Source organism: Bifidobacterium sp. UTBIF-68, from assembly GCF_006408855.1.
Lineage (GTDB): Bacteria > Actinomycetota > Actinomycetes > Actinomycetales > Bifidobacteriaceae > Bifidobacterium > Bifidobacterium reuteri.
In genome coordinates this window covers 59,928-75,508 of sequence record NZ_JFAN01000013.1, presented here as the reverse complement: position 1 = coordinate 75,508, position 15,581 = coordinate 59,928, and the positions used below count along the sequence as shown (strand labels likewise).

Below are 15,581 nucleotides of genomic sequence, written 5' to 3'. Positions count from 1 at the left end.
TAGATGCACTGTCGATGCGGCCGCGCCGGCCACGCCGGCCGCACTGGCCGCATCGACCGCTTTCCGCCGGTCAGCTTTCGCTGACGGTCTTCCCGGCCGTCTCGTCGGGGGACGGCTGGGAGAGGTATTGTTCGGCAAGCGACGGCTTGGCGGTGCGATCCACGATGTCGCCGTAGCCGTTGGCGCGCATCCAGTCGTCGTTGAAGATCTTCTCCAGGTAGCTGCGGCCGGAATCGGGAGCCAGGACCACCACCAGCTGGTTCTCGTCCAGATTGTTGGCGAGCGCATACTTGATGGCGCTGGCCACGGCCATGCCGGACGAGCCGCCGACCAGCAGCGCCTCCTCGCCGGCGAGCCTGCGGGTCATCTCGAACGCCTCGGCATCGTTCACCTTGACGATGTCGTCGGTGATGTTCCGGTCGAAGGCCTTGGGGTAGAAGTCCTCCCCCACGCCCTCGATGTCGTATTGGTGCACGTCGGCCAGTGAATCGGCGGAGTAGATAGAGCCTTCCGGATCGGAACCGATGACCTTGACCGCACCGTTCGAGGCTTCTTTCAGATACTTGCCGGTACCGGAGATGGTGCCGCCAGTGCCGATGCCCGCCACGAAGTGCGTGACCTTATGGTCGGTGGCCTCCCAAATCTCCGGACCGGTGGTGTAGTAGTGGCTTTCCGGGCCGTTCGGATTGTCGTACTGGTTCGGACGGAAGCCGCCGGGAATCTCGTTGGCGAGGCGTTCGGCGACCTGGTAGTAGGAGCGCGGGTCGTCCGGGCCGGCATCGGTGGGTGTGACGATGACTTCGGCACCGTAGGCGCGCAGCACCGCACGCTTGGATTCGGAGACCTTGTCCGGCAGGGTGAAGATCGTACGGTATCCGCGCTGCTGGGCGACCAGGGCAAGGCCGACGCCGGTGTTGCCGGAGGTGGGCTCTACGATGACGCCGCCAGGCTTCAGTTGGCCGGACCGCTCGGCTGCATCGATGATGCGCTCGGCGATGCGATCCTTGGAGGAGCCGCCCGGATTGAAGTATTCGACCTTGACGGCGATGGTGGCTTTGACGCCGAGGCTTTGGGGGATGTGGTTGAGCTTGACGAGCGGGGTGTTGCCGATGAGTTCCGCGAGGCTGCTGTGGACGGTCATGATGGGAATCCTTTGCTGTACGGGTGACGGTTGACTGGTGGGTCTGTTGATTGTCGTGAACCGACGTCCGCAGGCGAGTGGATATGTGTGGATGACCTTGTGATGTTGAGATTCGTCGGGTTGTGTTGCGGCCGAGTTCCCGCTTCACCTGTACCCTATAGCTTTTCCTATTACTTCACCTGCATGGCATCTTCTGCCGCTTCTTCGGCAATCAGGAAATAACAATGGCGGCCGATTCGCCGCTCTACGAATGCTCTATCTCAAGTTATGCGTCACTCACCGCTCGCCCTAGGGCGTCGGTCAGCGACAACAACATGAGATGAACTGCATGTCTCATACGATAGCACAGGGCACAGCATAGGCGTGTCGCAGGTAACCGCATTCCGGACAGCAACGATTCTGCCAAGGTGCGAGGCGTAGCGGCAAAATGGCTTACCGCCGCCAGCCAGGATGGCAAAATCGTTGCCCACCGACTGCGACACAGCACGACTCTCCGTCCCGGCCAGATGCATCACTCCATGCCGGGCACAGCGTCTTGTCCGCCGAGCACACGCCTGATCTCATGCCGAAAGACAACAATGGACACCAACGCCGAGGTGATGTCCGATATCGGTTCGGCGACAAACACGCCAGTGACGCCCATGAACTGAGGCAATACGAATGCCAGCGGAATCAGGAGGATGATTTTGCGCAGAATGGCCAAAAACAGCGAAGGCTTGGCCAGACCCAGCCCCACCAAGGTGCATTGAACGCCGCATTGGATGCCGAAGATCCCCCATCCGCACACGAACAGCGGCATCATCGAGCCGACGATGGCTATAATGCCAGCGTCAGCGGTGAACAACCCCGCGATCGTTTCCGGGATGATCGCGATGACCGTCACCATAGCGGACATCACCACAAGTAGTAGCCCGATGCCAAGACGGTACGCATGCCGCACACGCTCATGGTTCCGGGCTCCGTAGTTGTAGCTAATGATGGGCTGAACGCCTTGCTGCAGACCATTGTTCACCACATATATCAGCTGCATCATGCTGGTGATGATGGTCATGGCGGCCACATAATCATCGCCACCCAACCGTTCCAGCTGCGTGTTGAACACCACGTTGATGGCACATTCCGTCAACTGCATCACAAACGGAGAAGCCCCTAAAGCCAGCACCGGCAGAATCGTCGCATCGACCCTGAACCACGTCGCGCGAAATCGTATGGCGCTACGCGATGAAGCCAGAAATGCCACGATCCATGCCGCAGAGAGGAATTGGGAGATGACGTTCGCCACAGCCGCGCCACGAACACCCATATCGAGCACGAAAATGAACACCGGGTCAAGAATCAGGCTCATGCCGGCACCGATCAGCACCGAGACCATAGCCACTTTCGCTTTGCCTTGCGCAGAAATGAACGAGTTGAGTCCAAGCGTCACCTGAACGAACACGGTACCCAGCAGATAAACCCCCAGGAAGTCCGAGGCATACGGCAACGTATCGGCGCTGGCACCGAACGCATCCAGAATCGGCACTTTGCCGAACTCCAACAACACGGTGAGCGTCAGCGAAATCGCCACCAGCATTGCGGCACTCGCGCCGAGAATATGCTCGGCGGCACGCACATCGCCTTTGCCCAAGGCTATGGACGCCAAGGGAGCGCCACCTGAGCCGACGAGCAACGCGAACGCCGCCACGGCGATAGTGATTGGGAAGCAGATGCCGATGCCCGCGATGGCCAGATCGCCCACTTCGGGGATATGTGCTATGAAGAGTCGATCGACGATCGTGTACAACGCGTTCGCGGCCTGCGCCACGATCGCCGGCCCCGCCAAGGAGATCACCAGCGGGACAATCGGCTTGGTCGCCAGATCCTTCTGGGCGTCCGTTCGGGCCGGCGGCTTCAACTGCGTCTTCGTTCGGGCACGCTCTTCCGCCGGAGCGGCTGTCTGATCACTTATCGGCATACCTCAAAAGCTTGGAATAATGATCGAATCATAGGCTGAAATCGCGAGGGAATCGAACCGCGGTTTGCCTCCAAGCACCACTGCCAACTGCCGCATTGGCTGCCTGGTCTGACTCCCGGTTTAATCATACGAACAACGACTACAGCGAGGCGGCGGCGATGAGCTGCCGGGTGTAGTCGGACTGAGGGGCACCGAGCACAGCCGCCGTAGGTCCGGATTCGACCACGCGGCCTTCGTTCAGCACGACGATGCGGTCGGCGATATGCTGCACGACGCCCAGATCATGGGAGACCATGATGATCGCGGGCCTGACAGGCTCACCGGTCGCCGGATCGACTGTCTGCGAACCCTCGCCGGAGAGAATCGACTGGAAGGTCTCGAGGATCCGCACGCGGGCGGCCACGTCGATGGCGCTCATCGGCTCGTCGGCCAGGATGACGCGCGGTTCGTTGACGATGGCGCGGGCGATGGCGACGCGCTGGGCCTGACCGCCGGACAGGTCGCATGGGTAGCGTCCGAGGAACATGCGCGGGTCAAGGCCTACGCGGGCCAGCGCCTGTACGGTCTTGCCCTCCACCTCGTCGGCCGCAAAGCCCAATGCCCGCCGGCGCAGCCACAACGGTTCGGACACCGACCGTTCGACCGTCCAACGCGGGTCGAGCGAACCATACGGGTCCTGGAACACGATGGACGACTCGGCGCGCAGGGCCTTCATGCCTGCCGAACCCCGGCTCACCTCGACTCCGCGATACATGATCTCGCCGGAATCCGCAGCACCTAATCCCAGCATGATGCGGGTGAGCGTGGTCTTGCCCGACCCGGATGCTCCGATCACCGCCAGGCACTCCCCCGCATGCACGTCGGCGGACACGTCGAACAGCACCTGGCGCCTGGCCGCCCGACCAAGCCCGAACAGCCCACCGCCGAACAATCCCCGATGCATGTCGCGTAAGGCAAAGGAGGCATTAACCCCTTGCGCGGACAGCAGCAGCGCACCATGACGGGCCTCATACCGTGCCGATGCAGACGAGTCGGATGACATAGACGATGCATACGGAGCATGAGACAGCCCCGAGCCACCCCGGTCCTCTGTACTGCCCGGATTCCCCGCTTCGGAATGGGGGTTAATTGTTGATGCGTCACTCATCGGACCGCTCCTTGGATTCCCCGGGTTCCTTGGCTTCCCCGACTCCGGCGTGCAACGTCAGGCTCCGCGCGGCACCAACCAGCCGCCGCGTCTCGGCTGTGGCAGGAGCAGCGAGTAGGTCGACCGTATTCCCCGACTCCACGATACGCCCGGCATCCAACACGTAGCACCGTGTGGTGGCGCGCGCCAGCACCGAGAAATCATGGGTGATGAACAGCATCGCAGCGCCGGCATCGTCCACCAGCGAGGTGAGCAGGTCCACGATCTGCCGCTGCGTGATGGAGTCAAGCGCCGTGGTCGGCTCGTCGGCGATGATGAATCGCGGCGAAGTGATGAGCGCCGTGGCGATACCCACGCGCTGCTGCTGTCCGCCGGACAGTTCATGAGGGTATTTGCCGTAAGCCTCCCCCGGCAGGCCGACCTTGCCGAGCATGGCGCGCACGCGCTCGGCCCGTTCGGCCCGCGTGAGATCGTAGTGTAACCGGAGAGGAAGCGCGACCTGCTGTCCGACGGTCATCACCGGATTCAAGGCGGCGGCCGGGTTCTGGAACACCGTGCCCACGTATCGGCCGCGAAGGTCGGCGAGCGCGCGTTCGGAGGCACCCAGCACCTCCACGCCTCCCATGCTCACCGAACCGGTAGGTTCGGCATTCACGGGCAGCAGGCCGAGCATGGCCTTGGAGATCATCGATTTGCCGGAGCCCGATGAACCGATCAGCCCCACACGCTCGCCATCGACGATCCGCAGATCCACATCAGAGATGATGCGGCTGCCACCGATGGTGACGCAAAGACCACGAACATCAACGCCCATCGTATGCCTCCCCGCCGTTATGCTCACCGCCGCGAATCGCAACAGCAGCCGCGTTCCCAGCGTGGTTCTCCGTGGTTTCACATGACTGAGATGCCTCGACCACCTTATCCGTTTCGAAAATGCCATTGGGCATGCAGCCCCGGCCGGCCTTGCCGTCCCCTTCCTCAACCCGACGCAACGCGGGATTGGCTACGGGATCGATGGCGTCACGCAGCACGTCGCCGAACACGTTCAGCGCCACGACCACCACAGTGACGATGAGACCGGGCCACAGCACGGTCAGCGGAAATACATTGATGAGCTTGACCGAGGTGGCCAGCGAATGCCCCCAGCTCGGCACGCCGGAGGGCACGCCGATGCCAAGATATGTGAGCCCCGATTCGGCAAGTACCGCCGTGCCGGCGGACAAGGAAAGCTGCACGGCAAGCACCGGCAGGATGTTGGGGATGATGTGGCTGACCAGCACCCGCCATCCGCCGGCCCCGTTCGACAAGGCCGATTCCACATAGGACGAACGAGCGGCGAGCAACGCGGCAGGCCGCGCGATTCGCGCCAGATTGAGCCCGTACCCGAATCCGCAGGCGATGACGACCACCACGATCGAAGCACCTAACGGCACAGCCAGAATCAAGGCCACAAGCACTGTGGGAATGGAAATCAGCGCATCCACCAGCACGACGGCGACACTGGAAAGCGCTGCGCTACGGGCCACCATTGCGGCGACCAATGCGAGGCCCCACACGGCACAAAGCGCCACAGTGAGCAGCACGATAAGCAGATTCGTGAGCGAGCCGGCCATCAGCCAGCTGAACACATCCGCCCCGGTGCCATCAGTGCCGAGCCAATGGTCGGCGGACGGCCTGGCCCACACATGGTAGCCGTCCGTGACCCATAACGACTGAGGCGTCCATACCAGGGAGACGAGCGCCACGACTACCCACAGAGCCAGAACGATCAGCGCGAACCTGCCTTCCGCGCGACGCCAGATGGAGCGCAGTACGATGCTCAGCCCGCTCATTGACTCACCTCCGAAAGGCTTGTGGCGGTTTTCATGCGAGGGTCGAGGACACGGTGCAGCACATCCACAATCAGGCCTATTCCCAAGAAGAACGCGGCAAGCAGGAACAGCTCGCTCTGCACGGCGATCAAGTCGCGGTTGCCTACATCCGTGACCAGACCATTGCCGATGCCGGGCAGGGCGAACAGGTTTTCGATGACCATCACACCGGTGATCATCGAGGCGAACGTGAGCCCGATCACCGAGACCAATTGCGGAGTCGCAAGCCGCAAGCCCACGCGCAATACCGCCTGCGTACGTGTCATGCCGCAGGAACGGGCCATGTCGACGTATCCGGAATCCGCGAATCCTCCCAATGCGGCGCGCGTGTACCGCATGATGGAGGCCCCCACGATGATGCCTACGGACAGTGCCGGCAGTACCAGCGAAAGCAGCGCGCGACCGGGCATCGCCCAACCATCGAGCGGGAATCCCTGCGAGGGCAGGATGCCGATCAATCCCACGCCGCGCCCGAACAGCAGAATCAGCAGCAGACCGCCCCATAATGCGGGAATCGCGCCGCCGATGATCGCCATCATATGGAACAGCGTCCGTACACGGGCCGAGCGGGCCAGTACGGCCGCGCAGCCGAGCGGCAGTCCTATGGCGAGAGCTATCAACAGTCCCACGATGATCAGCGGAAAGGTGATGGCGGCGCGCGAGGCGACCAGCGCAGTCACCGAGCGACCGGTAAGGATCGACGTGCCGAAGTCGCCGCGCACCAAAGCACCCATCCAATCACCGTACTGCTCGACCAACGACCTGTTCAGCCCGAGCTGCTCGCGCAGCTGAGCCACACGTGCGGGCGAGGCGTTGACGCCCGCCATCACGGAGGCCACATCACCCGGCAGGATGCGCAGCGCGGCAAAGATCACGATGGACAATCCGAACAACGCCACGACGAACAGCGCCAGACGGTGAATCACGAACCGCATCGCCAGTCTCCTTTCCTTGGCATTCGGATGATTTCGGAGATCTTCTCAGTTACCTTTGGTGATACCTTTAGTGATACCTTTGGTGATACCTATGGTGATACCTATGGTGATACCTATGGTGACATCTATGGTGACGGCTCCCCTCGGTCGCTTCGCGACAGCTCCCATCGCGACAGCCCCCATCGGAGAGAGGAGCCGAGGTTTTCGCGAGCCGCGGCTACTTGGTGTACGTCACGTCGTACAGCGGCATCACCGTCTGATTCAGGTCGAACGGGAAGCCTTCGACCCCTTTGGCGGTGGCGGTGGTGACACGGTAGTTGAACAGCCAGTCGGCCGGGGCGTCCTCGGAGATGAGCTTCGCGGCCTCGGCGAACTTGGCGTCGCGCTCCTTGTCGGAGGTGGCGGCCACGCCCTCGTTGTACAGCTTCTGCACGTCCTTGTTGTCGTAGCCGAAGTAGTAGGTCGGATCGGCCCAGGAATAGAAGTCGTGGCTTTCGTTGTGGTCCACGAGCGAGATGTCGAAGTCGTGGTTGGTGTACACGTCCTGAAGCCAGGTGGAGAACTCCACCACATTCACCTTGAGGTCGATGCCGATGGGCTTCAGCTGCGAGCGCAGCTGGTCGCCGAGCTCGGTGCCGTAGATGTTCGCATAGGTCAAGCTCAGTTCGAGCGGCTTATCGGTGGAATAGCCGGCCTCGGCCATCAATGACTTGGCCTTGGCCTGATCGTACGGGTAGAGGCCGGTCAGGTCCTCGTATCCGGGGTCGAGGGACGGGATCGGGCCGCCGAGCGCCTTGTCAGCGCCGCCGCGTGAGGCGATGATCTCCTTGTGGTTGATCGCGTAGCGGATGGCCTGGCGAATGCGCTTGTCGGCAAGCTTGGAGCCGGAGGCGTTGTTGAAGGCGAGCACGTACTTGTCGGTGCCGTTGCCCGCCTTGACCGTGTATTTGTCCGGATCGGACGCGAACGGCTCGGCCAGGGTCTCGGTGATCGGGGCGAGCACCTGCACGTCGCCGGATTTGAGGGCGTTAACCGCAGCATTGTCGTCGGCCAGGTAATTGATGACCACCGTGGGCGTCTTGGCCTTGTTATTGCCCCAGTACTTCTCGTTGGCCTTGAGGGTGATCGAGCTGTTCTCGACGAACTTGGACACGGTGTACGGGCCGGAGCCGATGGCCTGGGTCTTGAGGTCGTACTTGGCGTCCTTGTCGAACACCAGACCCGCGCGGCCGGTCAGCGTCCACAGCAGGTTGGAGTTCGGGGTCTTCAGGGTCATGACTACGGTGTCGGCGTCCTTGGCCTCGACCTTGATCACGGCGGCGAGCGCCTCGGCGTCATGATACTGCTTGGCGATGAGCTCGTTGATGGACCAGGCCACATCCTCGGCATCCAGCTTGTCGCCGTTGGAGAAGGTCATGTTCTTGTTGAGGTGGAAGGTGTAGGTCAGGCCGTCCTTGGATTCCTCCCAGCTGGAGGCGATGGCGGGGGCCACCTGGTTCTTGGAGTCGCGCGCCACGATGCCTTCGTACACGTTGCCGATGAGCACCTGGTCAAGCGCGGAGCCAGCGGTGGTGCGGATGTCGAGGTTGGTGGGGGCGAGCTTGAGGCCGACGGTCACGCTGTCGGCATATTTGGCGCCGGATGCGCCGGATGTGTCCGTCTGCCCTTCGTCGTTCGCGGAAAAGGCGAACGTGACGCCCACGACGACCGCGATCGCCGCGATGACTGCAATCAGGGAGATCAGCCACCACTTGGGACCGTTCTTCTTCGGGTTCTTCGCTCGTGCGGCGAGGCTGGCGTCCGTGGTCGCCGCAGTCGTGGATTCGGTACCGTTCGCTCCGGTTGCGCCGCTGCCGGCGTGCGCACCATTATCTTGTGCACCATTGTCTTGTGACATGGGTATTCCTCTGTGATTCTTGATATTCAATATGCACTATGCATGGTTATGAACATATGCAGTTCCAATAAGCCGGTTGGCCGCCCAGTCGGGTCGACCACCGCTGCCCCATCATAGACGCGGGAGTAGAATAACCCTTGAAATCCATCTCGACGTTGGAGGGTTATCATGCTGGTGGCCGTCGATATCGGCAACACGAACATCGTCATCGGTTTTTTGGATGGCAAGTCGGGCAATACGAATGTGGGCACGTACCGCATTACGTCGAAAGCAAATCACACGTCTGACGAATACGGGCTGTTCCTCACGGAATTCCTGCATATGAGCGGATTCACCCCGGATGATGTGGATGATGTAATCATCTGTTCGGTGGTGCCGAAGGTGATGCATTCCTTCCGCTCCTCAATCATCAAGTTCTTCGGACTCGATCCCATGGTGATAGGCCCCGGCGTCAAGACCGGCATGAATGTGCGCGTGGACGACCCGAAGTCCCTGGGTGCCGACATCCTGGCCGACTGCGCGGGCGCCTACAACGAATATGGCGGCCCGGTACTGGTGGCCGATTTCGGTACGGCGACCACATTCACCCATGTGGACGCCAACGGCGTGATCGATGCCGGCGTAATCACCACCGGCATCCGGACCGGTGCCGCGGCCCTGTGGGGCGACACCGCGCAACTGCCGGAGGTGGAGATCACCCGACCGACCACGATCCTCGGCACCAACACCAAAGTGTGCATGCAGGCGGGACTGTATTACACGTTCCTGGGCGGCGTGGAGCGCACCATCGAGCAGTTCCGCAAGGAGCTCGGCGGCGAGGACTTCACGGTGATCGCCACCGGCGGTCTCGGGCGCGTGTTCGAGGGCGACACCGATGAGATCGACGTCTACGACCCCGATCTCATCTTCAAGGGCATGGCGCATATCTACGCACGCAACATGCGGTAGTGGGTTAGGCTATGTTGTCTATTTGATGGTGAAGCCCTGATTGAATCCGTATTCCTTCAGGTCCTTCTGCCATTGGGCGAGTCCCGTTTCAAGGCTGATCTTCTTGCCCGGATCCGTCAGAGGCTGCAAAGGCTTGCCGTTGGCGTCCTTCCGCCCCAGATCGATGTCGGCCTGCCGAAGCTGGTACGCCTGGAAGTCGCTTGTCCACTTGTAGGACTTGCCTACGGTGGATTCGAAATCACTGCGCGCATATACCTCGAATGGCAGATACTGGTATCCCACGGATACGTCCTCGGCGGCCTCGGAAAGTACTCGGTTGAACTTCTGCCCCCCGAAATAGGGGATTTCGATGCCATCATCATTCGTGATGGTGGTCTTGTCCAGGAAACTCTCGGAATTCAGCGTGGCATAGTCGGCGGGGAATGCGCCGCCGGCCACGCGCGCACTGATGCCCTGCGCATCATGGGCGACAAAGTCAACGAATCGGTATGCCGCGTCCGGCTTGCGGGTGAGCTGCAATACGGTCAACGCGGAGCCACCGCTTTCCGCGTTGGCTGGTTGACCGTCATAGGTAGGCATTGTGGTCACGCGCCATAGGCCTGCCGCGCCCGGCACGTTGGCGAGCAGCAATGATGGCATCCAGGCTCCCATGAACACGGATGCGATGGTCCCGTTGCCCACACGTGTTTTCCACCGGTCGGACCATGTGGCTGACGTGGTGTCGACTAGCCCCTCATCGATCATGCGCTGCCAGAATTCGGTGAATCGCTGGGTTCCGGCATCATGCTCAAGATCGATGGTGACGGTTTTCCCATCGGTCGACGTGTGGAACGGCTGGCCTCCGGCGAGCCAGATCATCGCATCGTAGAAGCTGCCGTCTCCCGCATCGGCTGCGATATAAACGCCGATGTCCTTGAGTTTTTTCGCAGCCTCGTAGTAGTCATCCCATGTCTTGATCTGCGTGGCATCGACGCCGGCCTGGGTGAAGATGTCGTCATTGTAGAAGAACCCCATCGGACCGGAGTCCATCGGCAGACCGTATATTCGTCCGGCAAGCTGCACCGAGGCCCATGTACCGCCCGTGTAGAAGTTGGCGTAATCGGAGCCAAGACGGTCGGTCAGGTCGAGCAGTTGGCCGGAGACCGCATACTGCGGCAATGCATAGTATTCGATCTGCGCCACGTCAGGGGTGCCGTATCCGTCCTGGATGGCGGTGTTGAGATTGTTGTAGCCGGAAATGTTCGTCCAATTGACCTTGATGTCCGGATTGGCCTTTTCGAATCGACTGATGACCTTGCCCATGCTGGGTTCCCAGCTCCACACGGTGATCTGCGTGCGATTGTCCTGCGTGGCCTGCCCGCATGAGGCAAGGGATACGGAAAGGATTGCAGCCACAACTGCCGTAGCCATTCTTGAAAGTCGCCGTCCGATCATGCCCATGGTGCAGAGTCTACTATCATCCTCTGAATCGGCCGAAAGGGGGGCAATGCAAATACGACGAGCCCCTGAGGCATGCACCTCAGGGGCTCGTTCAATCGGAAACGGTATGGGGAACCGTCAGATCATCAGGCTTTGCCTCATTGGCTTACTTGACGGTGAAGCCCTGATCCTTGCCGTAATCCTGCAGGGCCTTCTGCCAAGCGGCTACACCATCGGCGAGCTTCTGGTCGCCGGTGTAGGACTTGCCGACGTAGTCGCCGAAGATAGTGCGGGCCTTGACCTCGAAGGGCAGGAACTGGTAGTCGGAGGACACGTTCTCAGCCGCCTGGGCGAGGACCTCGTTGTACTTCTGGCCGCCGAAGTAGTCGACGTCCTGACCATCGGCGTTCTTGACGGTGGTGGCGTTCTTGAAGGAATCAGCCTCCATGGAAGCCTTGTCAGCCGGGAAGGCGCCACCGGCCACACGGGTGGCCACACCGTCGCCGTGGTTCGCGTACTCGATGAACTTGTAGGCGGCCTCGGCCTTCTTGGAGGAGGCGAGCACAGCCAGCGAAGAACCGCCGTTCTCGGAGTTGGTGGCGGAGCCGTCAGCAGTCGGCATCTGGGTCACGCGCCACTTGCCGGCGCCACCGGCAGCGGAGTTGGCCAGGTTGGCCGGCATCCAGGCACCGGTGAGCAGGGAGGCGATGGTGCCATCGACCATGCCCTTGAACCAATCCTCGGACCAGCCGGCGGTCTTGGTGTCGAGCAGGCCCTCATCGAGCAGCTTCTGCCAGTATTCGTTGAACTTCTGCACGTTCTCGTCACCGGTCAGGTTGATGGTGACTTCGGAGCCGTCGGAGGAGGTCTTGAACGGCTGTCCGCCGGCGAGCCAGGTCATCGAGTCGTAGAAGCCTGCGTCACCAGTGTCGGAAGTGATGTAGTAGTTGTCGCCAAGGGCGTGAATCTTCTTGGCGGCCTCGTAGTAGTCATCCCAGGTCTTGATCTGCTCGGCGTCAACGCCGGCCTTGTCGAAGACCTCCTTGTTGTAGAAGAAGGCCATTGGGCCGGAATCCATCGGCAGGCCGTAGACCTTGCCGCCGAACTGCACGGATGCCCACGGGCCAGGGGTGTAGAAGTCCTCGAAGCCGGAGGTCTTGTCGGTGATGTCAAGCAGGTTGCCCTTGATGGCGTACTGCGGGATGGCGTAGTACTCGACCTGGGCCACATCCGGGGCGCCCGAGCCGGCCTCGATGGCGTTGTCTAGCTGCGTGTATTCCTTGGTGTTGGTGCCGACGTTCTTCAGGTCGACCTTGATGCCGGTCTCCTTGGTGAAATCCTTGGCGACCTGGGTCAGCGTGGGCTCCCAAGCCCACACGGTGATCTCCTGCACATCACTCTCCTGTGCAGGCTGGCTGCTGGAGTTGCTGTCGGAACCGCAGGCGGCAACGGATACCAGCATGGTCACGGCGCCAGTAAGGGCGACGGCCTTCTTTGCAGCGGTGAACTTCATCGTTCTGTTTTCCTTCCTTGAACCGTCCAGAACGATTCATATGTATGTCATTCGCAACCACCAGCTGCAATCGATTCAAATTCCTTGGAATTCCCCTCGACCCTGAGATGTGGCTCCAATCGCCATCTCCAACAACTATGATTGCGTTAACATCTGCAAGTATACACACTCCGCCAACGAACGCAAGCGCGCCAATATCGGCGTGTTATCGCAAACACTATCCACAATTCCGGAATAATTGGCGTAAGCGCTTACATTCCGGTTTGCGAAAGTAGTCTTCATCCAGTCGACAATCCGCCCCCACTACGGAGGTCAGCCAAGCATTACAACGATCGCTAGCATGCTGCGCCAGAAATGCGTCAACAAATTGACTACCCGTCAGTCCCGCTTCGCGAGGGCCAGCTCCCCTGGCAAGAGGAGCCACGATATAATCGACGAATTTCACAGGCACGGCATACTAGAACCCGGCCGGCAGACCCCAATCGAATCATGACCCATCCGGATACTGCGGCGATCGCATGGGATCCGTGCTGCGCATGTTCGCAATCTATGCCAATGCGCCGGCCTCCACACAAGGCAGAGGCCGGCGCATCAATCAGACAGCGGCGTTACCGCTACAGCTTCACCACCAGAACACCGTTGGGCCGAATCGCAGCCGTATGCTCGGATTCGTTGACCTGCGCCAGCGAAGCGACCAGCGGTTCACCTTCCACATCCACCACGGCGACCTCATGCGTGCGGTTGAACAGGAACACGAAGTGGTTCTCATCCGTGGCGTCCGCGCGCTCCACGCGCAGCACCTCACCACGGTCGTCTCCAGCAGGGGTCTCGATACCAAGCTCCTCCAGCAATGCCGGCAATGTCTTGGCGAGCCCCTCACGGCCCAGACGAGCACCGACATACGCCGCCTTGCCGTCGCCGAAGTCGTTGACGGTGACGGCTGGCGCGCCGTCGAATCCGGTCCACTTGTCCGCCTTGAAGGAGGCCACCACGTGGGCGGTATCGGCCACGGAGGTGATGACATCGGCGAAATCGTGAGCCACGGCGCCGTTGGTAAGGTCGAGATGATCCATAGCGCCCGGGAAATCGTCGCCCATGGCGGCGAACTCCTCGATGCGCACACCCACCACATCACGGATGGAGCCGGGGTAACCGCCCAGCCAGACGTGATCCTTCTCATCGACCAGACCGGTGTAATAGGTCACGAACAGCTTGCCGCCATTCGCCACATATTCACGCACACGGCGCGAGGTCTCTTCCGAAAGGATGGTCAGGCTCGGCAGCACCACAGCTTCATACTGGTCCCAGGGGCCGCGGACCGGCACCACGTCGGCGGTAAGACCGTTGTCCGCCAACGCGCGGAACCACGTAAGCGGTTCGGTCCAATGGCGTACCTCCTGAGTAGGCGTGGCGGTATGTTCCGTAGCCCACTGGGACTCGTAATCGAACACGACGGCAATCTTGGATTTGACCAGCTTGGTGTCCAACAAACCTTCGTCGGCCAGTTTGCCTAGGTCGGCACCCAGTTCGCACACATCGCGGAAGATCTGGGAGTCGGCACCCGCGTGAGGCACCATCGAGGAGTGCCACTTCTCCGCGCCGGCCTTGGACTGCCGCCACTGGAAGTAGCAGATGGCGTCGGCGCCCATGGCCAGATGCGCCAAGGAGTCGCGCACCAGTTCGCCGGGCTCCACACGATAGTTGATCGGGCGCCAGTTGACGGCCGAGGTGGAATGTTCCATCAGGAACCAGGGGTTCTTGCGCGCGATGCCGTCGGTGAGGGATGCCGAGTATGCGAGCTCATCGAGGTGAGCCTCGCCCGGCGTGAAGTAATGGTCGTTGGACACGAAGTCCACGTCATAGCCCCACTTGTCGTAATCGAGGCCGGTGCCGCCGGCGGAGACCATGAAGTTCGTGGTCTGCGGCTTGCCGGGCGTGATCTCCAGCAGTGCGTCGCGTTCGGAGCGGTAGAAGTCGAGGAGTGCGTCGCTGCTGAAGCGCTTCCAGTCGAGCAGCTTGCCCGGGTTCATGAAGTTGCCGTCGCCGATGAAGCGCGGCGGGATGATCTCGGAGAAGTTGTTCATACGCTGAGCCCAGAAGGCGGTGCCCCAGGCATCGTTCACGGCGTCGATGGTGCCGTAACGCTTTTCACACCACTTTTGGAAGGCACGCTCGGCGTCTTCGGAGTAGTCGAAGCGATTATGGCAGCCGTACTCGTTGCTCACATGCCAAGAGACCACATAAGGGTTGTCCTTGTAGTGTTCGGCCATCTTGCGGCACAGGTTGAGCGCGTAGTCCAGGAACACCGGGCTGGTGGCTCGCCAGTGCTGGCGTGCGCCAGGCTGGCAGACGTCACCGCGGTAGTCGACCCAGAGGATCTCCGGGTGGGCCTGGGTCAGCCACATCGGCGGGGATGCGGTGCCGGTTGCGAGATCGACGGCGATGCCGGCCTTGCCTAGCTTGTCGATGACGCGGTCGAGCCAATCAAAGTCATAGACACCTTCCTCGGGCTCGAGCTTGGCCCAAGAGAAGATGGCGACGGAGACCAGATTGACCCCGGCTTTCTTCATCAGTTCGATGTCCTCGTCCCAGACCTCTTCGGGCCACTGGTCGGGGTTGTAGTCGCCGCCGTACCAGATGCGGGGCTTCTGCCCCTCGAGCGGTTGCGGCCAATTGAACGTCCTATGTTCAGTCATTGGTATCGTTTGTCCTTACTTGCGTAGTGATATCTCCATCGACATTCCATCTACTTCGAT

At 61.1% G+C, this 15,581-nt stretch carries 11 protein-coding genes; 1 reads left to right on the top strand and 10 read right to left on the bottom strand.

Annotation, left to right across the window (positions count from 1 at the left end; translation table 11 throughout):
* Window positions 1-70: 70 nt before the first annotated feature.
* The 7 genes from BW14_RS04245 to BW14_RS04215 all read right to left on the bottom strand — a co-directional run bounded on the left by BW14_RS04245 (window position 71) and on the right by BW14_RS04215 (window position 8,945).
* Entirely contained in the window at window positions 71-1,141 is a 1,071-nt protein-coding gene (locus BW14_RS04245; RefSeq protein ID WP_140489295.1) for a pyridoxal-phosphate dependent enzyme, read from the bottom strand.
* A 511-nt stretch (window positions 1,142-1,652) separates the two neighbouring features.
* Entirely contained in the window at window positions 1,653-3,095 is a 1,443-nt protein-coding gene (locus BW14_RS04240; protein WP_140489294.1) for an MATE family efflux transporter, read from the bottom strand.
* Between the two features lie 139 nt (window positions 3,096-3,234).
* Window positions 3,235-4,038: an ABC transporter ATP-binding protein gene (locus BW14_RS04235; protein WP_140489302.1), complete on the bottom strand. Its 804-nt coding sequence runs from the start codon at window positions 4,036-4,038 to the stop codon at window positions 3,235-3,237.
* Window positions 4,039-4,234: 196 nt separating this feature from the next.
* Complete coding sequence (locus BW14_RS04230) at window positions 4,235-5,056, bottom strand: ABC transporter ATP-binding protein (RefSeq protein WP_044090624.1); 822 nt, start codon at window positions 5,054-5,056, stop codon at window positions 4,235-4,237.
* Window positions 5,046-6,074 carry an ABC transporter permease gene (locus BW14_RS04225; RefSeq protein ID WP_081886490.1) on the bottom strand — a complete coding sequence of 343 codons (1,029 nt, stop codon included), beginning with the start codon at window positions 6,072-6,074 and terminating at the stop codon, window positions 5,046-5,048. Before BW14_RS04225 ends, BW14_RS04230 begins: the two co-directional genes overlap by 11 nt.
* Window positions 6,071-7,048 (bottom strand): ABC transporter permease, encoded by a 978-nt coding sequence (locus BW14_RS04220; protein WP_140489293.1) that lies wholly within the window; start codon window positions 7,046-7,048, stop codon window positions 6,071-6,073. The genes BW14_RS04225 and BW14_RS04220 overlap by 4 nt, the downstream gene beginning before the upstream one ends.
* Window positions 7,049-7,265: 217 nt before the next feature.
* Entirely contained in the window at window positions 7,266-8,945 is a 1,680-nt protein-coding gene (locus BW14_RS04215) for an ABC transporter substrate-binding protein (RefSeq protein ID WP_044090622.1), read from the bottom strand.
* A 168-nt stretch (window positions 8,946-9,113) separates the two neighbouring features.
* Between BW14_RS04215 and BW14_RS04210 the strand changes: the two genes are divergently transcribed.
* The gene (locus BW14_RS04210; protein WP_044090621.1) at window positions 9,114-9,893 is read left to right on the top strand and encodes a type III pantothenate kinase; all 780 of its coding nucleotides are present in this window, start codon (window positions 9,114-9,116) and stop codon (window positions 9,891-9,893) included.
* 18 nt (window positions 9,894-9,911) lie between these two features.
* Here BW14_RS04210 and BW14_RS04205 read toward each other — a convergent pair whose 3' ends face one another.
* The 3 genes from BW14_RS04205 to BW14_RS04195 form a co-directional block, all read right to left on the bottom strand.
* Window positions 9,912-11,333 carry an ABC transporter substrate-binding protein gene (locus BW14_RS04205; protein ID WP_044090620.1) on the bottom strand — a complete coding sequence of 474 codons (1,422 nt, stop codon included), beginning with the start codon at window positions 11,331-11,333 and terminating at the stop codon, window positions 9,912-9,914.
* A 145-nt stretch (window positions 11,334-11,478) separates the two neighbouring features.
* Entirely contained in the window at window positions 11,479-12,825 is a 1,347-nt protein-coding gene (locus BW14_RS04200; RefSeq protein ID WP_044090619.1) for a sugar ABC transporter substrate-binding protein, read from the bottom strand.
* A 614-nt stretch (window positions 12,826-13,439) separates the two neighbouring features.
* A complete protein-coding gene (locus BW14_RS04195) occupies window positions 13,440-15,521 on the bottom strand; it encodes a beta-galactosidase (protein ID WP_044090618.1) in 2,082 nt (693 codons plus the stop codon).
* Between the last annotated feature and the right edge of the window lie 60 nt (window positions 15,522-15,581).